The organism is Actinoplanes sp. NPDC021490 (genome assembly GCF_055562135.1).
Genome location: NZ_JBVHFW010000004.1, coordinates 424,357 through 445,823 on the forward strand (window position 1 = coordinate 424,357; position 21,467 = coordinate 445,823).

A 21,467-nucleotide genomic window follows, 5' to 3' on the forward strand; every position below is an offset into this window, starting at 1 on the left:
GGGCACTACCATTCCCGCCATGTGGTGGGTCCTGGGTGTCGTCGCGGCGGTCGTGCTGCTCGCGGCATATCTGGGCTGGACGGCCCACCGGGTCGAGCGGGTCCACGTGCGCGCCCAGTCGGCCGAGCGGGCCCTCGACGCCCACCTGATGCGCCGGGCCGCGGCCGCGGCGGTCGTCGCCGAGCAGTCCGACATCGTCGAGCTGTACGCGGCGGCGCGGCTCGCCCTCGACGCCGGCGCCGACGAACGCGAGTCGGCCGAGAACGACCTGACCCGCCAGCTGCAGTCGGTCACGCTGTCCGGGGCCGACCCGGCCACCCGGACGCTCGTGGCCTCCAGCCGGCGGGTGGTGCTGGCCCGCCAGGTGCACACCGATCTCGTACGGGATGCTCTGACCGCCCGCCGCCGCCCGCTCGTGCGCGCCTTGCGGATGGCCCGTCGTTACCCGCTCCCGCAGTATTTCGACATCGAGGAGCCACCGATGCCGGCCGCGATCCCCGCCCCGGCCGTTCCGGCGGCCCCTCTGGAAACCGTCTAGCGTTACCAGCCGCGCTCGGAGAGGCGGTGCGGCACCGGCTCGTCCTCGACGTTGATGCCGACCATGGCCTCGCCCAGGCCGCGCGACACCTTGGCCAGCACGTCCGGGTCGTCGTGGAAGGTGGTGGCCTTGACGATCGCGGCCGCCCGCTGGGCCGGGTTGCCCGACTTGAAGATGCCGGAGCCGACGAACACACCCTCCGCGCCGAGCTGCATCATCATCGCGGCGTCGGCCGGGGTCGCGATGCCGCCCGCGGTGAACAGCACCACCGGCAGCTTGCCCAGCTCGGCCACCTCGCGGACCAGATCGTACGGGGCCTGCAGCTCCTTGGCCGCGACGAACAGCTCGTCCTCGGGCAGCGTCTGCAGCCGCCGGATCTCCTGCCGGATCTTGCGCATGTGCGTGGTCGCGTTCGAGACGTCGCCGGTGCCGGCCTCGCCCTTCGACCGGATCATGGCCGCGCCCTCGGTGATGCGGCGCAGCGCCTCACCCAGGTTGGTGGCGCCGCACACGAACGGCACCGTGAAGTTCCACTTGTCGATGTGGTTGGCGTAGTCGGCCGGGGTCAGCACCTCGGACTCGTCCACGTAGTCGACGCCGAGCGCCTGCAGCACCTGCGCCTCGACGAAGTGGCCGATGCGGGCCTTGGCCATGACCGGGATCGACACCGCGTTGATGATCCCGTCGATCATGTCGGGGTCGGACATCCGCGACACGCCACCCTGAGCGCGGATGTCGGCGGGCACCCGCTCCAGCGCCATGACCGCCACGGCCCCCGCGTCCTCGGCGATCTTCGCCTGCTCCGGCGTGACGACATCCATGATCACGCCGCCCTTGAGCATCTCCGCCATACCCCGCTTGACCCGGGCGGTCCCGACGGCGGGCTGGTTGTCAGACATGGAAATCGGCTCCTCAGACAGGTGGTGAGTAGCCGGATCGTATCCACGCCACCCCGGCCGGCCGATGGCCAATCGACCCCCCGGTGGCCTGCGACCGACCCCATCCGGCCCAGCCCTCACCACCTGCTACTTCTTCTCCACCAGCACCAGCCAGTTGCCGGTGTTGTCGCGCATCACCGCCTCGACGCCGTACGGGCGGTCGGCCGGCTCCTGCAGGAACTCGACCCCGGCCGCGGCCAGCTCGGCGTGCGTCTTGCGGCAGTCGTCGACCCGCAGACCGAAACCGCCCATCTGGCCCGCCTCCAACTGGCCGCGGATGAAGGTGGCCGACTCCGGCGACAACGGCGGACCGGGGGTCATCAGCGTGAGCTCGAGCTCCGGCTGGTTGGGATGGGCCAGCGTGACCCAGCGCAGCTCACCCATGCGGGCGTCGACCCGGGGCTCGAAACCCAGGTGACGGACGTAGAAGTCGCGGGTCGCGTCCTGGTCGAGGCAGTACACGGTCATCAGCGAGACGTTGAGAATCATGGTTCGACGCTAGGGCGTACGGGCTCCGAAGGCTTCTCCGCAATTGCGATCACCCCGTGCATGAAGAGCCAGCAGCCCGGGATGTGCGGCGATCCGGCGGCGAAGCGCCTCTGGTAGGCGAGCGGGCTTTCCCCGACGAGCGCGGTGAAGCGGGACGAGAACGACCCGAGCGAGGTGAAGCCGACCGCCATGCAGACCTCGGTGACGGTCAGGTTGGCGTACCGGAGAAGTTCTTGTGCCTGGGCGATGCGACGGCGCGACAAATAGCGCATCGGAGTTTCCCCGTACGCCGCCCGGAAGGCCCGTACGAGATGGAAGCGGGACATGCCGGCCAGCCCGGCCAGGCCGCTCAGCGTGAGGCCGGTCGCGCTGTGGCGGTCGATGTGGTCGCGCACCCGGCGCAAGGCGAACACGCTCCGAGCCTAAGCTGGGCTCGTGAACATCGGAGTGCTGGCGTTGCAGGGCGACGTCCGGGAGCATCTGGCCGCGCTGGCCGAGAGCGACGTGCTGGCCCGACCGATCCGCCGGCCCGAGGAACTCGCCGATGTCGAGGCTCTGGTCGTCCCGGGCGGCGAGTCGACCACCATCAGCAACCTGGCCGTGTCGTTCGGGCTGCTCGACCCGATCCGCAAGCGGATCGCCGACGGCATGCCGGTCTACGGGTCGTGCGCAGGCATGATCATGCTGGCCACCACGGTGCTCGACGGGCGCCCCGACCAGGAATCGTTCCACGGTATCGACATGACCGTCCGGCGCAACGCGTTCGGCCGGCAGGTCCACTCGTTCGAGGGTGACGTCGCGATCGACGACATCGAGGGCGGGGATTTTCACGCCGTCTTCATCCGCGCGCCGTGGGTCGAAGAGGTCGGCGGCGACGTGCGGGTGTTGGGCCGCGTCACCGACGGGCAGGCCGCCGGTAGGATTGTCGCCGTTCGGCAGGGGAACCTGCTCGCCACGGCTTTCCACCCGGAGCTCACCGGCGACCTCCGCGTCCACCGGTACTTCGTCGAGATGGTCCGCCAGGCCGTAGACGCTTAGGTACGACACGGAGGTTTCGCATGTCCGGCCACTCAAAATGGGCGACGACCAAGCACAAGAAGGCCGTCATCGACGCCAAGCGCGGCAAGATGTTCGCCAAGCTGATCAAGAACATCGAGGTCGCGGCGCGCACCGGCGGCGGGGACCCGACCGGCAACCCCACCCTCTACGACGCCATTCAGAAGGCGAAGAAAAGCTCGGTCCCCAACAACAACATCGACAACGCGGTCAAGCGGGGCTCGGGCCTCGAAGCCGGCGGCGCCGACTGGCAGACGATCATGTATGAGGGGTACGGCCCGAACGGCGTGGCCCTGCTCATCGAGTGCCTCACCGACAACCGCAACCGCGCGGCCACCGAGGTGCGCACGGCACTGACCCGCAACGGCGGCACCTTCGCCGACGCCGGCAGCGTGTCCTACCTGTTCAACCGCAAGGGCGTCGTCATCGTGCCCAAGGGCGGCCTCAGCGAGGACGACCTCATGATGGCCGTGCTCGACGCGGGCGCCGAGGAGATCAACGACCTGGGCGAGGCGTTCGAGGTGGTCAGCGAGCCCACCGACCTGGTGGCGGTGCGCACCGCCCTGCAGGAAGCGGGCATCGACTACGACTCGGCCGACTCCTCGCTGGTGCCGACGATGACCGTCCCGCTCGACGAGGAAGCCGCCCGCAAGCTCCTCAAGCTGGTCGACGCGCTGGACGACTGCGACGACGTCCAAGAGGTCTACCCGAACGCCGAGATCAGCGACGAGGTCATGGCGGCCATCGACGCCTGACGCACAGTATTGTGGCGGGGCCGATCGGTGATCGGCCCCGCTTCGTCATATCCGGGGGGTGTGACCCGCCATGTCCGGCCTCGCGCTACCACCCATCGAGGACCTCGAGATCGACGACCTCGCGTCGCTGCCCAAGCCCTACCGCTACGAGCTGCGCGAGGGCAACCTCGTGATCGCCGCGCCCTCCAGCTTCTGGCACAAGGTCATGGCCCGCCGCGTCCTGCTCATGCTGCACGCCTCCGGTCTCAACGTCTTCCAGGATCCCGGCGTACGGGGTGACCGTCCGCGCGACAACCGCGTCCCCGACCTCGGCGTCGTCTCGCGCCTGCCACCCGGGCTGGCGACCTACTCCAACCTGCCGGCCAGCTCGTTCAGCCTGGTCGTCGAGATCGTTTCCGAGGGCGCGGCCAACGGCGAATACACCGACAAGGCCGCCTGGTACGCCGAGCACGGCATCCCGGAGTACTGGATTGTCGACCGGACGCCCGACCGGGCCGAGAGCGACGCCTTCGTGTTCGTGCACCGGCTGCTGCTGGCCGGCGGCGAACCGATCTACGGCCGGGAACGCAACGTGCTGCTGTCCGAACTCGAGGCCGAATATCCGGGGACCGTGGCCGACTGAATGTCGTCCGTCGATGTCCCGGCAATTGTCAGTAATCGACCGAGAGCCACTGCATCGACTGGATCAGAGTGGCTATGAGAAGCACCCCGATCACGATCCGGCGGCCCACCGCGTGCCACTGCTGGCGCCGGTAAGCCTGACACCACGCGATCCCCGCATCCGCGCTCGCGACCACACTCCGGCGAACCGTGCCCGGGATCAGGCCGGCCTTGCGCAGAGCCAGGCTGCCACCCCGGCGATAGAGGCCGGAGGAGTACGCGGGCGGCCGCAGCACCCGCACGTCGACCTCGTAGATCTGCTCGTCACGCCACTGCTTCGTGCGTACGGCCAGACGGTGTTGCAGATATTCACGCATGGTGTCGGGCCGGCCCAGCAGCCGCCGGCGCCACAACAGGCGGCGCCAGTGACCGGCCACGTCGGCCAGCACGTCCATGTAGATGTGTGCGGCCTCCGGGTCGCCGCCGACCAGCCTCTTCGTCTCCTGGCGCAGGGCGTCGAGGTGGGTCGCGACGAAGGCGACATACTCCCGTGGCGGCTCGTCGTCCATAGGCGGAACGAGATGCATGACTCACCCCCGCCCCTCATCGTCGAGGCGTGTCGCCGCCGGGCGCAAGAGGACAGCGTATTAGGGTGTCGAACACACGTACGTCAGACAGGGGAGGTCCGCGGTGCGCGTGCTCGGGATCGACCCGGGTCTCACCCGTTGCGGGGTCGGGGTCGTCGAGGGCGTGCCGGGACGGCCGTGCAAGCTCATCGGCTACTACGTGGTCTACACCGACCCCGGCGACGACATCTCGCTCCGCCTGCTGCACCTCGACCGTTCCCTGGGCGAGCTGGTGGCCGAGCACAAGCCCGACAGCGTCGCCGTCGAGCGGGTGTTTGCCCAGCACAACGTCCGTACGGTGATGGGCACGGCCCAGGCCAGCGCGGTCGGCGTGCTGGCCGGCGCGCGGGCCGGACTGCCGGTCGAGACATACACGCCGAGCGAGGTCAAGGCGGCCGTCACCGGCTCCGGCACGGCCGGCAAGGCCCAGGTGACGTCGATGGTCACCCGGCTGCTGTCGCTCGACGCGCCACCCAAACCGGCCGACGCCGCCGACGCCCTCGCTCTCGCCATCTGCCACATCTGGCGCGGCGGCACCCGCGCCCGAATCCAGGCGGCCGCGGTGGCCGCCGCTCGTAGAGGGGCCAGGAAGCGATGATTGCCAGCGTGCGAGGAGTGGTGGCGGCGATCGCGCCGGACAGTGCGGTCATCGAGGTCGGCGGCGTAGGGCTGCAGGTGCAGTGTGCCCCCGGCACCCTGGCCGGTCTCAAGGCCGGCGCCGAGGCGCGGCTGGCCACCAGCATGGTGGTGCGGGAAGACTCGCTGACCCTCTACGGCTTCGCCGACGACGACGAGAAGCACCTGTTCGAGCTGTTGCAGACCGCGAGCGGCGTCGGCCCCCGGCTGGCCCAGGCCGTGCTGGCCGTGCACCAGCCCGAGACCGTCCGCCGGGCCATCGCCGGGGGCGACCTGGCCACGCTGACCCGGGTCCCCGGCATCGGCAAGAAGGGCGCCGAACGCCTGGTCCTCGAGCTGCGCGACCGCATCGGCCCGCTGCCGATCGCCGACGGCGGCCCCGCCGGGGTGCTCAACGGCGCCTGGCCCGAGCAGGTCCGCCAGGGCGTGCTCGCGCTCGGCTGGTCCGCCGCCCAGGCCGACCAGGCGGTGGCCGCGGTCGCCGAGGGCATCGACGGCGAGGTGCCGCCCGTGCCGGTGCTGCTGCGTCAGGCCATCCGGCTGCTGGGCAAGGCCCGATGAGCGACCTGATCTCGGCCGACGCGGGCGACGACGAGCTCGACGCCGAGGCGAGCGTCCGCCCGCGCCGCCTGGCCGACTTCATCGCCCAGCACCGGGTCCGCGACCAGCTCGACCTCCTCCTCAAGGGCGCGATGGGCCGCGGCACCCCACCCGACCACATCCTGCTCTCAGGGCCGCCTGGATTAGGTAAGACGACCCTGGCCAACATCGTGGCGGCCGAGCTGGGGACGGGGATCCGGACCACCAGCGGGCCGGTGATCGAGCGGTCGGGGGATCTGGCGGCGATCCTGACCGGTCTCGCGCCCGGGGATGTGCTGTTCATCGACGAGATCCACCGCATCGCCAAGCCGGCCGAGGAACTGCTCTACAGCGCGATGGAGGACTTCCGGGTCGACGTGGTTGTCGGCAAGGGGCCCGGGGCGACCGCGATCCCGCTCGATGTCGAGCCGTTCACGCTGGTGGGGGCGACGACGCGGGCCGGTCTGCTGTCGGGCCCGATGCGCGACCGGTTCGGGTTCGTCGCGCATCTCGACTTCTATTCGCCGGCCGATCTCGACGCGCTGCTGCACCGCTCGGCGCGCATCCTCGGGGTGCCGATCACGGCGGACGGCGCGGCCGAGATCGCGGGCCGGTCGCGGGGCACGCCGCGTATCGCGAACCGCCTGCTCCGGCGGGTGCGCGACTTCGCCGAGGTGCGCGCCGACGGGATCGTGACCGAGGCGACGGCCCGCGAGGCGCTCAAGGTGTACGACGTGGACGCTCTGGGCCTGGACCGGCTCGACCGGGCCGTGCTGCGGGCGCTGATCGATTCGTTCAAGGGTGGCCCAGTGGGTCTGTCCACGCTGGCGGTTGCCGTCGGCGAGCAGTCCGACACGGTCGAGGAGGTGTGCGAGCCCTTCCTCGTACGGGCCGGGTTGCTCGCCCGTACGCCGCGCGGCCGGGTCGCGACCGAGGCCGGCTGGGCGCATCTGGGCCGGACGCCACCCGCCGACGGGCGGTCGGGGGTCGTTCAGGGCGATCTTTTCACCCGCGAGGAGTGACGGCGGATCTTGCGACGCGTCCAAGGGGCGGATGTTTGTCCGGGGATGCGAGAAATCCCCTCGTAATGCGACCGTGATGTGTGCCGCATTCGGACTTCCCAGGTTGACCGATTAGACTCGCCGCCGTTCAACCCGGGATGTGCTTATCGCCCCGGTGCGCGTGATCCGCGCCGCCGGTGGCCAACGGAAGGCTTTATTAGTGATTCAGGCAGCCGAGGCATCCGGCGGTGGCAGCTTCACGCCGCTGCTCCTCATCGTTCTGCTCTTCGCCGTGATGTATTTCCTGATGATCCGGCCGCAGCAGAAGCGGCGCCGTGAGGCGCAGCAGATGCAGAACACGCTCGGCCCCGGCGACCGCATCGTCACCATCGGCGGCCTGCACGGCACGGTCGTGTCGGTCGACGACGACGTGGTCACCCTCGACATCGCCGACGGTGTCCACGTGCAGTTCGCCCGTCCGGCGATCGCCCGCGTCGTGCCGGCCGAGTCCGTCGCCCCCGCCGCCGCGCCGATCGAGGAGCCGATCGAGCCCGCCGTGGAGGAGCCGATTGTGAACCCGGTGACCGATACGCGTAAAAAGGACTGACGTTAGTCCCTACGGGCCGGTCCACGGCGGCACACAGCTGCCGGGCCGGTTCGTCGGGCGTGCGCGGCCACCACCGCGTGAGCTTGATATTCCAGACCGCCCAGAGCCGTAAGACGCCGTAAGACACAGGGAGACCGAAGCCGTGGCACGACCACCACAGGGACAGATGCATCCCGGACGGCAGCTAGCCGTGCTCGGCGCGATCTTCGTTGTCCTGTACCTGCTGGTTTTCTTTGCGGGCGGTGCGAGCGGCAGCTTCACCGACCGTCTGCACCCCAAGCTCGGCCTGGACCTGGTGGGTGGCACGCAGGCCACCTACATCGCGTCCGTGCAGGGCGGCCAGGTGCCGTCCAAGGAGAGCATGGAGCAGGCCCGCGAGATCATCGACCAGCGCGTCAACGCGCTCGGCGTCTCCGAGGCCGAGGTCGTCATCCAGGGTGACCGCAACATCGTGGTCTCCCTCGCCGGTGAGGCCAAGGACCAGCTCAAGGACCTGTCGCAGGCCGCCCAGATGCGTTTCCGCTTGCTGATCGGCACGACCGGCGACGTGTCCGCGGTCGCGTTGAACCCGCCGTCGGCCCAGCCCAGCGCGGCCCCGTCGGGCAGTGCGCCGCCGGCGTCGGCCCCGGCGTCCTCGGGTGGCAGCGCCCCGGCCGTCACCAGCAGCCCGTCGTCCGGCGGCCAGGGTGGTGGCGAGGTCGCGAAGGCCCCGACGCCGACTCCGACCCCGAGCGCGCCGGCCCCGTCGGCCTCGGCCCCGGCCGGCGCCGAGGCCCCGGTTCCCGCCGACAAGCAGGCGGCCCGGGCCGAGGTGCAGAAGAAGGTCGGCGCGGCCGCGTGGGCCGCGGCCGAGAAGCTGACCGCTCCGGTCGACCTGAGCAGCAACCCCGAGGCCGGCAAGCCGTTCGCGAACTTCGCCAAGCTCAGCGGCAACGAGGTCAACGCGTTGAGCGCGCAGATGCAGTTCAACGTGCCGACGATCAGCTGCAAGCAGCTGGGTGACCGGCCGAACGGCGCGATCGACGCGGAGGAGACCCAGGCCGCCGTCTGCTACCAGAGCGCCAAGGTCCTGCTCGACAAGGCCGAGGTCGTCGGCGACGACATCTCCAAGGCCAGCCCGCAGATCGAGCAGCAGTCCGGTCAGTGGGTCGTCTCGCTCGACTTCAAGAGCGAGGGCTCGACCAAGTGGGCCGCCCTGACCCGCAAGGCGTTCGAGGCCACCTCGAGCGACCCCTGCTACGTCGCCGCCCAGTCGCTCTACGGCAGCGTCGAGCACTGCGCCGTCGCCGTGGTCCTGGACAAGACCGTCGTCTCGGCGCCGCAGATCCAGGGCGTGCTGACCGGCACCTCGCAGATCACCGGCCAGTTCAACGCCGGCTCGGCCAAGCAGCTGGCCGACCAGCTCAACTTCGGCGCGCTGCCGGTCACGTTCACCTCGGGCCCGGCCCAGACCGTCTCGGCGACCCTGGGCATCCAGCAGCTGCAGGCCGGTCTGCTCGCAGCCGCGATCGGCATGGGCCTGGTCGCGATCTACGCGTTCTTCTACTACCGTCTGCTCGGCTCCGTGATCTTCCTGAGCCTGATCCTGTCGGGTCTGCTGACGTTCGGCGCGCTGGTCTTCCTGGGCCGCACGATGGGCTTCACCCTGACCCTGGCCGGTATCGCGGGCTTCATCGTGTCGTTGGGTGTCGCGGCCGACTCGTTCGTCATCTACTTCGAACGTCTGAAAGACGAGATCCACGACGGCCGAAGTCCACGGAGCGCTGTGCCCCGGGCCTGGGCCCGCGCGCGGCGTACGATCATCTCGGCGAACGCGATCACCATTCTGGCCGCGGTCGTGCTCTACATCGTCTCGGTGGGCGCGGTTCAGGGCTTCGCGTTCGCGCTGGGCCTCTCGACGGTCCTCGACCTGCTCGTGGTGTTCCTCTTCCGTCACCCGATCATGACGATGTTCGCGAGCACCAAGGCGTTCCTGTCGCCGCGGGTCAGCGGTCTCGGCCGCGTCCTGCGCCGTGCTTCGACCGACCCCAAGGAGGCCTGACATGGCCCGCGAAGGTCTCGCCGCCCGCCTGTACGCAGGCGAGGCGAACGTCAACGTCATCGGCAAGCGCAAGATCTGGTTCGCGATCGCCGCGGCACTGGTCCTGCTGTCGATCGGCAGTTTCGCGATCAACAAGTTCCACCTCGGCATCGAGTTCGCCGGTGGCACGTCGTTCAGCGTCCCGGCCAAGACCGACGACGGCCGTACGCTGACCCAGGCCGAGGCGTCCGAGGCGGTCGATCGGGCGATCAAGTCGGTCGACCCGGGGGCGGAGATCGGCGCCGCTCAGCAGGTCGGCCTGACCGGCGGCGACCAGCGGTTCACGGTCCGCGCCTCGGCGATGTCCGCGCAGCAGGCCGAGGCGGCCAAGGCGGCCCTGGTCGAGGATCTGAACGTGCCGGCCTCCGAGATCAGTGACGACCAGGTGTCGGCCGCCTGGGGTGGCCAGGTCACGAGGCAGGCGCTGCTCGGTCTCGTGATCTTCCTCGTGCTGGTGATGGTCTATCTGGTCGTCCGGTTCGAGTGGCGCATGGCGGTCGCGGCGATCTCGTCGCTGCTGCTCGACCTGATCGTCACCGCGGGCATCTACTCGCTGGTCGGTTTCGAGGTCACGCCGTCGACGGTGATCGGCTTCCTGACGATCCTCGGTTATTCGCTGTACGACGTGGTGGTGGTGTTCGACAAGATCCAGGAGAACACCCGCGGCATCACGGCGGGCAGCCAGCGCACCTACAGCGAGGCGGCCAACCTGGCCGTCAACCAGACCCTGATGCGCTCGATCAACACCGGTCTGGTGGCGCTGCTGCCGGTCGGCGGTCTGCTGTTCATCGGCGCCGGCCTGCTGGGCGCGGGCACGCTGAAGGACCTGGGCCTGGTGCTGTTCGTGGGCATGGGCCTCGGCGTCCTGTTCTCGATCCTGTTCGCGGCGCCGGTGCTGACCGTGCTCAAGGAGCGCGAGCCCAAGATCAAGGCGCACGCCGCCCGGGTCCTGGCCCGGCGGGCCGCGGTCCGCTCGGGTGACGTGGCCCCGCGGGCCGAGCGCACCGGCCGCAACGCCAACGCCACCGACTCGGACGAGGAGGCCCCGGCGCTCGCGTCGGCCGCCCCGCGGCCCGGTTCGCGGCCCACGGCGAAGCGCAACACCAACCGCAGCGGTCGTCCCGGTGGCGCCGGGCCCCGGCCCAGCGGGGGCAACAAGCGGCGGTAACGACAGGCAGTGACAGTGGGGGCGGCCCCGGGTCGGGCCGCCCCCCCCGGCGGTTGGGGGGGGCGGGGGGGGGTTGTATAACACCCCCCCCCCGGGGGCCCCGCCCCCCCCCCCCCCCCGGGGGGCAAAACACGCGCGCACCACCACCCCCTGTCCCGGGGGGGGCGCCCGGGGCCGGCCCCCCCCCCACTGTCGTTAGGCTGGCGCGGTGACTGATGAGATCCCTCGCGCCGCCGGTGACAGCGGCCACGACCTCGCCGCGGTGGTCCTCGGCGGCACGATCGACGTGCCCGATTTCCCCAAGCCGGGTGTCGTCTTCAAGGACCTGATGCCGCTGTTCGCCGACGGGCGGGCGTTCCGCGAGGTGATCGACGGCATCCTCGCGCACTACGGGCCCGGGTCGTTCGACGTGGTGGCCGGGGTCGAGGCGCGCGGCTTCGTGGTGGCCGCCGCGATCGCGTACGCGACGGGCGTGGGCGTGGTGCCGGTGCGCAAGGCCGGCAAGCTGCCCCGCAAGGCCCTGTCGGCCTCGTACGAGCTCGAATACGGCGAAGCCACCCTCGAGGTGCACGAGGACGCGTTCATCGCCGGTCAGCGCGTCCTGGTGGTCGACGACGTGCTCGCGACCGGGGGCACGGCCGGGGCCGCCCTCGAGCTGGTGGAGCGGGCCGGCGGCACGGTCGTGGGTTTCACCGTGCTGATGGAATTGGCCTTCCTCAAGGGCCGCGAGCGCCTCAGCCCCCGTACGGTCCACGCTCTGCTGACCGTTTGATCACCCTTTGCCCGGGCCGCGCCGCTCTTTCGGAGGTTCGGCCAGGGCATCGGGGAAGACTCAGCGGGTAGGATGACGTTCCTAACCAGGTGACCAACCCTGGCATTGGTGGACTTGTCCGGCCGGAAACGACCGGCGTGGTCCCGAGTGAAGGTGTGAGGAGGCCGGTGTCCAGCGACGTCGTCCCTCCGGCGGAGGGCACGGTGCAGCCGACCGAAGACTCACGTAACGGCGCGGATGCCACGGCTCCCGCTGACGAGACCAGGCCGGCCGAGGTTCCAGATTCTTCCGAAGCCACCCAGCCGATGCCGTCCGCCGACGGTTCGGCCGGCGGTTTCGGGCTGGCCAGTGCGCCCACCGGGCGCCGGGTGCGAGCCCGCTTGGCCCGGTTCAACGCGCCGTGGCAGAGCACCCAGGTCAGCGAGGTTCTCGAGCCGCTGATCGCCACCCATCGGGCCAGTCATCCCAAGGCCGACGGCCGCATGCTTCAGCGTGCGTTCGACGTCGCCGCGCGTTGGCACTCCGGTCAGTACCGGAAGTCCGGCGACCCCTACATCACCCATCCGCTGGCCGTGGCGACGATCCTGGCCAACCTCGGCATGGACACCACGACCCTGGTGGCGGCCCTGCTGCACGACACGATCGAGGACACCGACTACTCGCTCGAGTCGATGCGCACCGACTTCGGCGCCGAGGTGGCGCTGCTGGTCGACGGCGTCACCAAGCTCGACCGGGTCAAGCTGGGCGACGCGGCCAAGGCCGAGACCATCCGCAAGATGGTGGTCGCGATGGCCAAGGACCCGCGGGTGCTGGTCATCAAGCTGGCCGACCGGCTGCACAACATGCGCACCCTGACCTTCCTCCCGCGCCCCAAGCAGGAGCAGAAGGCCAAGGAGACGCTCGAGATCCTCGCGCCGCTGGCCCACCGCCTCGGCATGAACACGATCAAGTGGGAGCTGGAAGACCTCGCGTTCGGCACGCTGTTCCCCAAGCGGTTCGAAGAGATCAACCGCCTCATCGGGGAGCACCAGCCGCAGCGTGAGGCGCTGCTCCGCCAGGTGACGAACCGGGTCAGCCTCGACCTCAAGTCCGCGAAGATCAAGGCGGAGACGACCGGCCGCCCCAAGCACCTCTACTCGATCTATCAAAAGATGATCGTGCGGGGCCGCGACTTCAACGACATCTACGACCTCGTCGGCGTCCGCATCCTGGTCGACACGGTCCGCGACTGCTACGCCGCGCTGGGCGTCATCCACGCGAACTGGCAGCCCGTGCCGGGCCGGTTCAAGGACTACATCGCGATGCCGAAGTTCAACATGTACCAGTCGTTGCACACGACGGTCATCGGCCCGACCGGCAAGCCGGTCGAGATGCAGATCCGCACGTTCGCGATGCACCGCACGGCCGAGTTCGGCATCGCCGCGCACTGGAAGTACAAGGAGCAGAAGGGCGCGACGATCGTCGGCCCGCCGGCGCACATCGACGAGATGACCTGGCTGCGCCAGCTTCTCGACTGGCAGCGCGAGGCGAGCGACCCGTCGGAGTTCCTCGACGCCCTGCGGTTCGACCTGTCGAGCCAGGAGGTGTACGTCTTCACCCCCAAGGGAGACGTCATCCCGCTGCCGACGGGTTCGACCCCGGTCGACTTCGCGTACGCGGTGCACACCGAGGTCGGGCACAAGTGCATCGGCGCCCGGGTCAACGGCAAGCTGGTGCCGCTCGAGTCCACGCTGTCCAACGGCGACGTCATCGAGATCTTCACGTCGAAGTCGTCCAACGCCGGCCCGACGCAGGACTGGCTTGGCTTCGTCAAGAGCCCCCGCGCGCGCACGAAGATCCGGCAGTACTTCAACAAGGAGCGCCGCGAGGAAGCGATCGAGATCGGCAAGGAGGCGATCGTCAAGGCGATGCGCAAGCAGGGTCTGCCCCTGCAGCGCATGCTGACGAACGAGAACCTCACGACGATCGCCCGCGACCTGCATCTGCCCGACGTCGCCTCGCTGTACGCGGCGATCGGCGAGAACACGGTGAGCGCCCAGTCCGTCGTGCAGAAGCTGGTCGCCGGTTTCGGTGGCGAAGAGGGCGCGGTCGAGGACATCGCCGAGACCGCGGTCGCGACCCGGCCGCCGCGCAATCGCAGCACCGCGCAGGATCCGGGCGTCGTGGTCAAGGGTGTCAGCGACGTCTGGGTCAAGCTGGCCCGCTGCTGCACCCCGGTGCCGGGCGACGCGGTGTTCGGCTTCGTCACCCGCTCGGGCGGCGTCAGCGTGCACCGCGAGGACTGCGCCAACGCGGAAGACCTGCGCGACCAAGAGGAACGCGTCGTCGAGGTGACCTGGAAGCCGACCAGCGCGTCGACGTTCCTGGTCGCCATCCAGGTCGAGGCGCTCGACCGGCACAAGCTGCTGGCCGATGTCACCCGGGTGCTGTCCGAGGAGCGGGTCAACATCCTCTCCGCAACGGTCACCACGACCCGCGACCGCGTGGCCGTCAGCCGGTTCACGTTCGAGATGGCCGACCCCAAGCACTTGGGCCACCTGGTGGCCGCCGTGCGCAAGGTCGACGGTGTCTTCGACGCCTACCGCGTGACTTCGGGCGCCTAAAGCTTCATCAGCCAAAGGAAAGGGCGGGACCTCAATGAGGCCCCGCTCTTTCCTTTGGTTAATGCCTTACGTCAGGCGATCAGGAACCGGGAACGCAGTCGTTACCGCGGTGGCCGGAAGCGTACTTGATCCAGTTCTTGCGGCTGTAGTACTTCTTGTCCTCGGCGCAGTAGACCCGCGAATACGGCTGAATCCGGTTCCAGCAGTACTCGTAGCACGTGCCCGACCGGCAGTCCACGATCTGGCTCAGGTCGGTTTCGGCGCACGGGTTGAGCACGAAGTTGGGATTCGGCACCCCGCCGACCGACTTCGCCGAAGTGAGTTCAAAATCGGCCGGGATATCGCTCTTGTGCGCCACGACCGGGACGGCCGCGTCCTCCTTGGCCGCCGGAGCGCTGCCCTTCTCGCACAAGGCTTCGCTGGTCACGGAGACCGGCGCCGGCGCGGCCGAGGCCGAGCTCACGAACGTGGAGGCCATGACACCGGACACCGCGATGGACATGCAGAATCCGGCCAGTAGGCGTTTGTACATACGTCCCCCATGCTAGTTATCGAATCGATCGCCTCATGTCGGCCATTGCGCCCGCATCAAAAGCAATACGGTCAATCAAATCTATTCTCTAAATAGATTAATCGTGGCAATGGCCAATCAATTGATCGACTTGATTAACCATAGGCAAGCATCAACACCATGTCAACCCGAGTTAAATTGACGAACTTAAATACAACTGGGTTTATGCAGGTGATCACCGCTTTGTGGCCCGGGATTATCGAGGGACATGTCGACGGGCGTTTACAGACGTGTCGTCACGTGTTAGTGGTCCGGCGGCCGGGCCCCACGGAGGAGGCCCCCACACAGAAACGGGTGGCCCAGAGCCTGAACAGGCTCCGGGCCACTCGGGTGAGGCGAGGGCGGGGCGAACCCCGCCGGGATAACTAGGCGGGCGCCATCGTGAGGGTCTTGATGTTGATCTCGAGCTTCGGGTGACCGTCGCCGGTCTTGTTGTCGGTGCCCGCCTTGGCCACCTTCTTCACGATGTCGAGACCGGACGTCACGGTGCCGAGAACGGTGTACTCCGCGGGGAGGGCGTTCTCGGGGATGTCCTCGTACACCACGAAGAACTGGCTGCCGGTGGAACCCGGAGCCTGCGTCTTGGCCATCGCCACCGTTCCCGCCGGATACGCCGGGTTCTTGCCCACCGGCAGGTTCTCCTCGGCGTACGTGAAGTTCGGTCCGCCGGCGCCCGCGGTCGGCTTGTAGCCCGCGCCGGTCGCCATCGGGTCACCGCACTGCAGCACCTTGATTCCCTCGGTGGTCAGGCGGTGGCACTTGGTGTTGTCCCAGAACTTCTTGGCCGAGAGATATTCGAAGGCGGCCGCCGTACACGGCGCCTTCGACCGGTCGACCGTGGCCACGATGTTGCCCAGGTTGGTTCCCACGGTCATCGTGTCCGTGCCGGTGTTCGGCACGGAACTCGGCGGAAGACCGCCGGTGTCCTTGATCTGGGCGCCACCGGAGGAATCGGCCGGGGTCCAGCTGCAGGCCACCGTGCCGGGCGGAGCGCTGGCGGTAGGGGTGTCGGACTTGTCGTCCTGCAGCGAGGTCGCGATCCAGACAGCGGCCCCCGCGATCAGCACGACGGCGATGGCCGAACCGATGACGGCCTGCTTCTGCCGGCGCTTACGGGCGGCCTCGGCGCGCTCGGCCATCTCCTTCTCGAGCCGAGCCCGCGCCGCCGCGCGCTGCCGGTCCTTGATCGACGACACGGTGTTCCTCCTGCTGAGATGGTCGGCCTGGGGATTAGGTCAGGATTGGGTGCTCGCCGAAGGCGCTGCGGACGCTGGAGCGTCGCCGACGGTCAGGGTCTTGATGGTGATCTTCTGGCTGGGCCGGACCTTCTCGTCCGCGTCGTTGTTCGACGTCGGAATCTTGGCGATCTTGTCCAGCGTCGCGAGCCCGCCGGTCACCTTGCCGACGATCGAATACTGCGGGGTCGCGGGGCTGTAGTCCTTGAAGAAGATCAGGAACTGGCTGCCGTTGGTGCCGGGCGGATCGCCGATCAGCGCCACGGTGCCCTTCGGATAGAACGGCGTCTTCGCACCCGCATCCGGCGCGGGGGACGCGCTCGGCTCCGGAGTGGTCGGCACGTTCTCGTTGTAGATGCTGTACGTCGGGCCGCCCAGACCGGTGCCGCTCGGGTCGCCGCAGCGCAGAGCCCCGTACGTCGTGATCTCGTGGCAGTCCGTGTTGTCGTAGAACTTCTTGCTCGCGAGATAAGTGATGTCGGCCGTGCCGCACGGCGCCAGCTCGCGGTCGAGACCGGCGACGATCGGATCACCCTGGTTGCTGGCGATCGTCATCGTCGAGGTGCCCAGCGTCGGGATGTCCTTGGTCGGGGGAGTGCCCACGTCCTTGAGATTCGAATTCGCGCTGGCGTTCTGCGGCGTCCAGAGACAGACGTCCTGATCGGCGGCGTCGGTCGACGTGTCGTCGGAATCGAACGCCCCGCCGAGCCAGGCCACGCCGGCCACGATGAGCAGAACCGCGACGCCGGAGCCCACCCCGGCCAGCACGCGGCGCCGGCGGCGCTCCTTGACAGCACGACGCGACATCTGCCGATCGAGCTTTGCCCGCGCCAGCTTGCGCTGCCTGTCCCTGCTGGATGCCACCGAACGCTGTCCTCTCGTACGACCTGTGTCACACGCCCGCAAGAGTGTACGGGTACCTCCTGAGAAAGTGGTGTGCGCCCGCCGGGCTAGGCTCGTTACGATTTGCTCCCGCTTTTCGGCGGTTCAGTTCGCACCGTTCATCGGAAGGTCTCGTTGTGCTCGTCACCGGCGTGGAGGCCCAGGCCTTCGGCACCAACTGCTATGTGGTCGCCGCCGCCCCGGGCGAGCAATGCCTGATCGTCGACCCCGGCATCGGCGTGCTCGACCAGCTCGACGAGGTGCTCGCCGAGCACCGGCTCGTCCCGGCCGCGGTGCTGCTCACCCACGGCCACCTCGACCACACCTTCTCGGTCGCCCCGGTCTGCGGCGCGCGCGGCATCACGGCGTACGTGCACCCGGCCGACCGGGAAATGCTGGCCGACCCGGCCAAGGGCCTCAGCATGGACCTCACACAGCTGTTCGGCGGCCGCCTGCCTTACTCGGAGCCCGAGGACGTGGCCGAGCTGACCGACGGCGCGACCCTCACCCTCGCCGGTCTCGAAGTGACGGTCGACCATGCGCCCGGCCATACCGGCGGGTCGGTGCTGTTCCGCCTGCCCGGCACAGGCTCCGAGTTCGAGGCCGACCAGGTCTGCCTCTCCGGGGACGTCCTGTTCGCCGGCTCGATCGGACGCACCGACCTGCCGGGCGGCAGCACCGAGACGATGCTGACCAGCCTGCGGGACAAGATCCTGCCGCTGGCCGACGACACCGTCGTCCTGCCCGGCCACGGACCGGCCACCACCATCGGCCGCGAGCGCGCCCACAACCCGTACCTGCGGGAACTGGTCGCCGCGCCGCGCCGCGGACTCTGAACTTTTTGAGGAGCTTCTGAGCATGCCCATTTCCGGCTTTCCCGAATGGATGCCCGCACAACGGATGATCGAGCAGCGCGTGCTCGACCGCATTCGCACCACCTTCGAGCTCTACGGCTTCGCCCCGCTCGAGACCCGCTCGGTGGAACCGCTCGACACGCTGCTGAGCAAGGGTGAAACGTCCAAAGAGGTCTATCTGCTGCGCCGACTGCAGGCCGACGAGAACGCCAAGGACGACGACGCCCTCGGCCTGCACTTCGACCTGACCGTGCCGTTCGCGCGGTTCGTGGTCGAGAACGCGGGCAAACTGCAGTTCCCGTTCCGGCGCTACCAGATCCAGAAGGTGTGGCGCGGCGAGCGGCCGCAAGAGGGCCGCTACCGCGAATTCCTGCAGGCCGACATCGACGTGGTCAACCGGGGCGAACTGCCGTTCCACTACGACTGCGAGATGCCGCTGGTGATCGGCGACGCGCTCGGCGGCCTGCCCATCCCGCGCGCCCGCATCCTGGTCAACAACCGCAAAGTCTGCGAAGGCTTCTACCGCGGGCTCGGCCTCACCGACACCGCCCAGGTTCTCCGTACGGTCGACAAGCTCGACAAGATCGGCCCGGCGCGGGTGGCCGACGTGCTGATCGAGACGGCCGGCGCGACCCGGGCCCAGGCCGACGCCTGCCTCGAACTCGCGGCTATCTCGGCCGAGGACGGCTCCTTCGTGGACGCCGTCCGCAAACTCGGCGTCACCGACCCGCTGCTCGACGAAGGCCTGGCCGAACTGCTCCAGGTCGTCGAGACGGCCCGCGAACACGCGCCCGGCCTGGTCACGGCCGAGCTGAAGATCGCCCGCGGCCTCGACTACTACACCGGCACGGTCTACGAGACCCTGCTCGAAGGCTACGAGCGGTTCGGCTCGATCAGCTCCGGCGGCCGATACGACAACCTGGCCGCGAGCGGCAACGAGCGGTTCCCCGGCGTCGGCTACTCGATCGGCGTGTCCCGCATGCTCGGCGTGCTGTTCGGCCAGAACGCGCTCAACGTGTCCCGCTCGGTGCCGACCTGCGTGCTGGTCGCCCTGCCCAGCGACGACCAGCGCCCGGCCAGCGACCGGATCGCGGCGGCCCTGCGCAAACGGGGCATCCCGACCGAGGTCGCGCCGACCGCGGCCAAATTCGGCAAGCAGATCCAGTACGCCGACCGGCGCGGCATCCCGTACGTGTGGTTCCCGGGCGATCCGGACACGGTCAAGGACATCCGCTCGGGCGAGCAGGTCGACGCCGACGCCGCCGCATGGCAGCCGTCCGAGGGTGACCTGCACCCCGTGATCGCCGGCTGAGCGATCCGGCCGGGCTCGACGCCCTGGTGAGCGTTATTCTTCCCTACGGTGCCGTAAGTTACGGCACCGTAGGGAGTGATCGTCATGCCGTTGGACCAGACCGCCCTGCTCATCGAACTCGAGCCCGTCGTCGCCACCAACCTCGACCGGCACCTGTCGCTGGCCAAGGAGTGGTTCCCGCACGAATACGTGCCGTGGAGCGAAGGCCGCACGTTCGACGGGCTGCTGGGCGGCGAGGCCTGGACTCCCGCCGACTCGCCGCTGCCCGACGTGGCGCGGACCGCGCTGATCGTCAACCTGCTCACCGAGGACAACCTGCCCTCGTACCACCACGAGATCGCGACGCTGTTCGGCCGCGACGGCGCCTGGGGGACGTGGGTGCACCGGTGGACGGCCGAGGAGGGCCGGCACGGCATCGCGTTGCGTGACTACCTGACGGTGACGCGGGCGGTCGATCCGGTCGAGCTCGAACGGGCCCGGATGACCCACATGGAATCCGGATACTCCAACGACCACCCCGACGAGATCCTGCACTCCATCGCGTACGTTGCCTTCCAGGAACTCGCCACCCGCATCTCGCACCGCAACACCGGCCGGGCGACCGGCGACCCGATCGCCGAGCAGCTGCTGGCCCGGGTGGCGGCGGACGAAAACCTCCACATGGTCTTCTACCGCAACCTGCTGGCGGCGGCCTTCGATCTGGACCCCAACGGGGCGATGCGGGCCGTCACCGACGTGGTCGCCCAGTTCCAGATGCCAGGAGCCAACATCGAAGGTTTTGGTCGCAAGGCCTTGTCGATCGCATTGGCCGGCATCTACGACTTGCGCCAGCACCGCGACGAGGTTCTGCTGCCGGTTTTGCGCCAGTGGAACGTCTTTTCCCGTACGGATCTGTCCGCCGATGGCGAGAAGGCTCGCGAAGCTCTGGCCGCTCATATGGATGAGCTTGAGAGTCAGGCTGCTCGGTTCGAGGAGAAGCGGGAGGCTCGTCGGCAGCGTCTCGCTCGGTAGTCCTTTTATTTTGGGGGCTTGCGGGTTTGGGGTGGGGCTTTCTTGCGCTGGGACGGCTGGGGGCCGGGGTGACCCCGCTCGGCGCAACCCATCTATGCCGTGCGGGGTCACCCCGGCCCCCAGCCTTGCCGGGTTTTGCCTCACGCCAGGCGCTTGGTCACCCCTGCCTCTGCGTGCCTGGCCCGGCTGAGTGATCCCCTTGCCGTTTGTGGTCTGGCTTCCGCTCTGTGGTCCGGGCAGGACTCTCTCCTACCCGAGCCGGCCTGAGCGGTGGGTTGCGCGAGCGCACCGTGCCGCTTGCGCTCAGCACCTCACGCTCGGACGTCGGTCACCCCGGCGCCTGGCCCGGTTCGGCGTTCACCTCGAGCCTTGTCCGGGGCGGCTCGTCGTGCTGCGCGTCCAGGATCTTGCTGGCGCCCTTGCTCGGCGCGGCCTGTTGTGGCTGGGCTGGGCGGTCCTCTCACGCCGGCAGCGTGCCCTTGGCCGCGCCGAGCGTTCACCTTGCGCCGAGTGCCGCGCGCGAGGGCCACGCTTGGCGACCAGCTTGCGCTGGGTGTCGCGCGGGTGGGCCGCGCTTGGCGACCAGCTTGTGCTGGGTGTCGCGCGGGTGGGCCGCGCTTGGCGTTCGGCTTGTGTGGGGTGTCGCGCGCGTCGGCTTAATAGTGAAAGTGCTGATCGACCGTATTGCGTGAGTGCGACCGGCGAGAGGGCGGCGGGTTATGGGGGTCGCTGGGCGGGAGGCCGCCGCGGCCTGGAGGTCGCGCAGCGCGGTCGCGGGACCGGTGATCAGCGGGCGGTGAAGAGATGGCTGAACCATGCAACCAGCGTGAAAGACCATGCACCCAGGCGTGACGTGCTGAGCGCAAGCGGCACGGTGCGCTCGCGCAACCACCGCCCAGGCCCGCCCGGGTTAGAAAAAGGCCCGATTGACCACCGCGCGGAAGCCGGACCACTCGGCGCAACGGGATCACGCACCCCGGCCAAGCACGCAGAGGCAGGGGCGACCAAAGTCCTGGCGCAAGGAGAAACCCCGCAAGGCTGGGGGACGAGGTGTCCCCGCCAGGCAACATGACCGTTATGCACCTCGGCCGGCCCCCCCACACCCCCCCCCCCCCCAACCACCAAAACCAACACCCGAACCCCCGCGAGAAAAC

22 protein-coding genes are annotated in these 21,467 nt (G+C 69.1%); 15 read left to right on the plus strand and 7 right to left on the minus strand.

Annotation, left to right across the window (positions count from 1 at the left end; all coding sequences use genetic code 11):
* Window positions 1-10: 10 nt before the first annotated feature.
* Window positions 11-538: a hypothetical protein gene (locus tag ACZ3I4_RS13740; RefSeq protein ID WP_465382430.1), complete on the plus strand. Its 528-nt coding sequence runs from the start codon at window positions 11-13 to the stop codon at window positions 536-538.
* Window positions 539-540: 2 nt separating this feature from the next.
* On the opposite strand, the gene pdxS is transcribed toward ACZ3I4_RS13740, so the two are convergent.
* From pdxS to ACZ3I4_RS13755, 3 genes are all read right to left on the minus strand, one after another.
* Window positions 541-1,437: a pyridoxal 5'-phosphate synthase lyase subunit PdxS gene (gene pdxS, locus ACZ3I4_RS13745; protein ID WP_465382229.1), complete on the minus strand. Its 897-nt coding sequence runs from the start codon at window positions 1,435-1,437 to the stop codon at window positions 541-543.
* 126 nt (window positions 1,438-1,563) lie between these two features.
* Window positions 1,564-1,965 carry a VOC family protein gene (locus tag ACZ3I4_RS13750; protein WP_465382230.1) on the minus strand — a complete coding sequence of 134 codons (402 nt, stop codon included), beginning with the start codon at window positions 1,963-1,965 and terminating at the stop codon, window positions 1,564-1,566.
* A complete protein-coding gene (locus ACZ3I4_RS13755) occupies window positions 1,962-2,378 on the minus strand; it encodes a helix-turn-helix domain-containing protein (RefSeq protein ID WP_465382231.1) in 417 nt (138 codons plus the stop codon). Before ACZ3I4_RS13755 ends, ACZ3I4_RS13750 begins: the two co-directional genes overlap by 4 nt.
* Before the next feature lie 22 nt (window positions 2,379-2,400).
* On the opposite strand from ACZ3I4_RS13755, the gene pdxT reads away from it, so the two are divergent.
* The 3 genes from pdxT to ACZ3I4_RS13770 all read left to right on the plus strand — a co-directional run bounded on the left by pdxT (window position 2,401) and on the right by ACZ3I4_RS13770 (window position 4,398).
* Window positions 2,401-3,003 carry a pyridoxal 5'-phosphate synthase glutaminase subunit PdxT gene (gene pdxT / locus ACZ3I4_RS13760; protein WP_465382232.1) on the plus strand — a complete coding sequence of 201 codons (603 nt, stop codon included), beginning with the start codon at window positions 2,401-2,403 and terminating at the stop codon, window positions 3,001-3,003.
* 20 nt (window positions 3,004-3,023) lie between these two features.
* Window positions 3,024-3,776 (plus strand): YebC/PmpR family DNA-binding transcriptional regulator, encoded by a 753-nt coding sequence (locus ACZ3I4_RS13765; protein WP_465382233.1) that lies wholly within the window; start codon window positions 3,024-3,026, stop codon window positions 3,774-3,776.
* 70 nt (window positions 3,777-3,846) lie between these two features.
* On the plus strand, window positions 3,847-4,398 hold the full coding sequence (locus ACZ3I4_RS13770; protein WP_465382234.1) for a Uma2 family endonuclease: 552 nt from the start codon (window positions 3,847-3,849) through the stop codon (window positions 4,396-4,398).
* A 28-nt stretch (window positions 4,399-4,426) separates the two neighbouring features.
* On the opposite strand, the gene ACZ3I4_RS13775 is transcribed toward ACZ3I4_RS13770, so the two are convergent.
* Complete coding sequence (locus ACZ3I4_RS13775; RefSeq protein WP_465382235.1) at window positions 4,427-4,963, minus strand: hypothetical protein; 537 nt, start codon at window positions 4,961-4,963, stop codon at window positions 4,427-4,429.
* 103 nt (window positions 4,964-5,066) lie between these two features.
* Between ACZ3I4_RS13775 and ruvC the strand changes: the two genes are divergently transcribed.
* From ruvC to ACZ3I4_RS13815, 8 genes are all read left to right on the plus strand, one after another.
* Window positions 5,067-5,600 carry a crossover junction endodeoxyribonuclease RuvC gene (ruvC, locus tag ACZ3I4_RS13780; protein ID WP_465382236.1) on the plus strand — a complete coding sequence of 178 codons (534 nt, stop codon included), beginning with the start codon at window positions 5,067-5,069 and terminating at the stop codon, window positions 5,598-5,600.
* Window positions 5,597-6,199: a Holliday junction branch migration protein RuvA gene (gene ruvA / locus ACZ3I4_RS13785; protein WP_465382237.1), complete on the plus strand. Its 603-nt coding sequence runs from the start codon at window positions 5,597-5,599 to the stop codon at window positions 6,197-6,199. Before ruvC ends, ruvA begins: the two co-directional genes overlap by 4 nt.
* A complete protein-coding gene (gene ruvB / locus ACZ3I4_RS13790; RefSeq protein WP_465382238.1) occupies window positions 6,196-7,239 on the plus strand; it encodes a Holliday junction branch migration DNA helicase RuvB in 1,044 nt (347 codons plus the stop codon). Before ruvA ends, ruvB begins: the two co-directional genes overlap by 4 nt.
* Window positions 7,240-7,438: 199 nt before the next feature.
* Entirely contained in the window at window positions 7,439-7,825 is a 387-nt protein-coding gene (gene yajC / locus ACZ3I4_RS13795) for a preprotein translocase subunit YajC (protein ID WP_465382431.1), read from the plus strand.
* A 166-nt stretch (window positions 7,826-7,991) separates the two neighbouring features.
* Complete coding sequence (gene secD / locus ACZ3I4_RS13800; protein WP_465382432.1) at window positions 7,992-9,866, plus strand: protein translocase subunit SecD; 1,875 nt, start codon at window positions 7,992-7,994, stop codon at window positions 9,864-9,866.
* Window position 9,867: 1 nt separating this feature from the next.
* On the plus strand, window positions 9,868-11,073 hold the full coding sequence (gene secF, locus ACZ3I4_RS13805; RefSeq protein WP_465382239.1) for a protein translocase subunit SecF: 1,206 nt from the start codon (window positions 9,868-9,870) through the stop codon (window positions 11,071-11,073).
* A gap of 220 nt (window positions 11,074-11,293) precedes the next feature.
* On the plus strand, window positions 11,294-11,845 hold the full coding sequence (locus ACZ3I4_RS13810; RefSeq protein ID WP_465382433.1) for an adenine phosphoribosyltransferase: 552 nt from the start codon (window positions 11,294-11,296) through the stop codon (window positions 11,843-11,845).
* 167 nt (window positions 11,846-12,012) lie between these two features.
* Window positions 12,013-14,448, plus strand: coding sequence for a RelA/SpoT family protein (locus ACZ3I4_RS13815; RefSeq protein ID WP_465382240.1), 2,436 nt, complete (start codon window positions 12,013-12,015; stop codon window positions 14,446-14,448).
* A 79-nt stretch (window positions 14,449-14,527) separates the two neighbouring features.
* On the opposite strand, the gene ACZ3I4_RS13820 is transcribed toward ACZ3I4_RS13815, so the two are convergent.
* The 3 genes from ACZ3I4_RS13820 to ACZ3I4_RS13830 all read right to left on the minus strand — a co-directional run bounded on the left by ACZ3I4_RS13820 (window position 14,528) and on the right by ACZ3I4_RS13830 (window position 17,118).
* Window positions 14,528-14,980, minus strand: coding sequence for a hypothetical protein (locus ACZ3I4_RS13820; RefSeq protein ID WP_465382241.1), 453 nt, complete (start codon window positions 14,978-14,980; stop codon window positions 14,528-14,530).
* Between the two features lie 404 nt (window positions 14,981-15,384).
* Entirely contained in the window at window positions 15,385-16,215 is an 831-nt protein-coding gene (locus ACZ3I4_RS13825; RefSeq protein WP_465382242.1) for a peptidylprolyl isomerase, read from the minus strand.
* A gap of 39 nt (window positions 16,216-16,254) precedes the next feature.
* Window positions 16,255-17,118, minus strand: a complete 864-nt coding sequence (locus tag ACZ3I4_RS13830) for a peptidylprolyl isomerase (protein ID WP_465382243.1) — start codon at window positions 17,116-17,118, stop codon at window positions 16,255-16,257.
* Window positions 17,119-17,273: 155 nt separating this feature from the next.
* Between ACZ3I4_RS13830 and ACZ3I4_RS13835 the strand changes: the two genes are divergently transcribed.
* From ACZ3I4_RS13835 to ACZ3I4_RS13845, 3 genes are all read left to right on the plus strand, one after another.
* Window positions 17,274-17,972, plus strand: coding sequence for an MBL fold metallo-hydrolase (locus ACZ3I4_RS13835; protein WP_465382244.1), 699 nt, complete (start codon window positions 17,274-17,276; stop codon window positions 17,970-17,972).
* Window positions 17,973-17,994: 22 nt separating this feature from the next.
* Window positions 17,995-19,302: a histidine--tRNA ligase gene (gene hisS / locus ACZ3I4_RS13840; protein WP_465382245.1), complete on the plus strand. Its 1,308-nt coding sequence runs from the start codon at window positions 17,995-17,997 to the stop codon at window positions 19,300-19,302.
* Window positions 19,303-19,386: 84 nt separating this feature from the next.
* Window positions 19,387-20,313, plus strand: coding sequence for an acyl-ACP desaturase (locus tag ACZ3I4_RS13845; RefSeq protein WP_465382246.1), 927 nt, complete (start codon window positions 19,387-19,389; stop codon window positions 20,311-20,313).
* Window positions 20,314-21,467 lie beyond the last annotated feature (1,154 nt).

What these genes read in the sequence shown, in the direction of transcription:
- pdxS (WP_465382229.1), bottom strand. Translation starts at nt 1,437, where the DNA reads ATGTCTGACAACCAGCCCGCCGTCGGGACCGCCCGGGTCAAGCGGGGT.
- ACZ3I4_RS13750 (WP_465382230.1), bottom strand. Translation starts at nt 1,965, where the DNA reads ATGATTCTCAACGTCTCGCTGATGACCGTGTACTGCCTCGACCAGGAC.
- ACZ3I4_RS13765 (WP_465382233.1), top strand. Translation starts at nt 3,024, where the DNA reads ATGTCCGGCCACTCAAAATGGGCGACGACCAAGCACAAGAAGGCCGTC.
- ACZ3I4_RS13770 (WP_465382234.1), top strand. Translation starts at nt 3,847, where the DNA reads ATGTCCGGCCTCGCGCTACCACCCATCGAGGACCTCGAGATCGACGAC.
- ACZ3I4_RS13775 (WP_465382235.1), bottom strand. Translation starts at nt 4,963, where the DNA reads ATGCATCTCGTTCCGCCTATGGACGACGAGCCGCCACGGGAGTATGTC.
- ruvA (WP_465382237.1), top strand. Translation starts at nt 5,597, where the DNA reads ATGATTGCCAGCGTGCGAGGAGTGGTGGCGGCGATCGCGCCGGACAGT.
- ruvB (WP_465382238.1), top strand. Translation starts at nt 6,196, where the DNA reads ATGAGCGACCTGATCTCGGCCGACGCGGGCGACGACGAGCTCGACGCC.
- secD (WP_465382432.1), top strand. Translation starts at nt 7,992, where the DNA reads ATGCATCCCGGACGGCAGCTAGCCGTGCTCGGCGCGATCTTCGTTGTC.
- secF (WP_465382239.1), top strand. Translation starts at nt 9,868, where the DNA reads ATGGCCCGCGAAGGTCTCGCCGCCCGCCTGTACGCAGGCGAGGCGAAC.
- ACZ3I4_RS13820 (WP_465382241.1), bottom strand. Translation starts at nt 14,980, where the DNA reads ATGTACAAACGCCTACTGGCCGGATTCTGCATGTCCATCGCGGTGTCC.
- hisS (WP_465382245.1), top strand. Translation starts at nt 17,995, where the DNA reads ATGCCCATTTCCGGCTTTCCCGAATGGATGCCCGCACAACGGATGATC.
- ACZ3I4_RS13845 (WP_465382246.1), top strand. Translation starts at nt 19,387, where the DNA reads ATGCCGTTGGACCAGACCGCCCTGCTCATCGAACTCGAGCCCGTCGTC.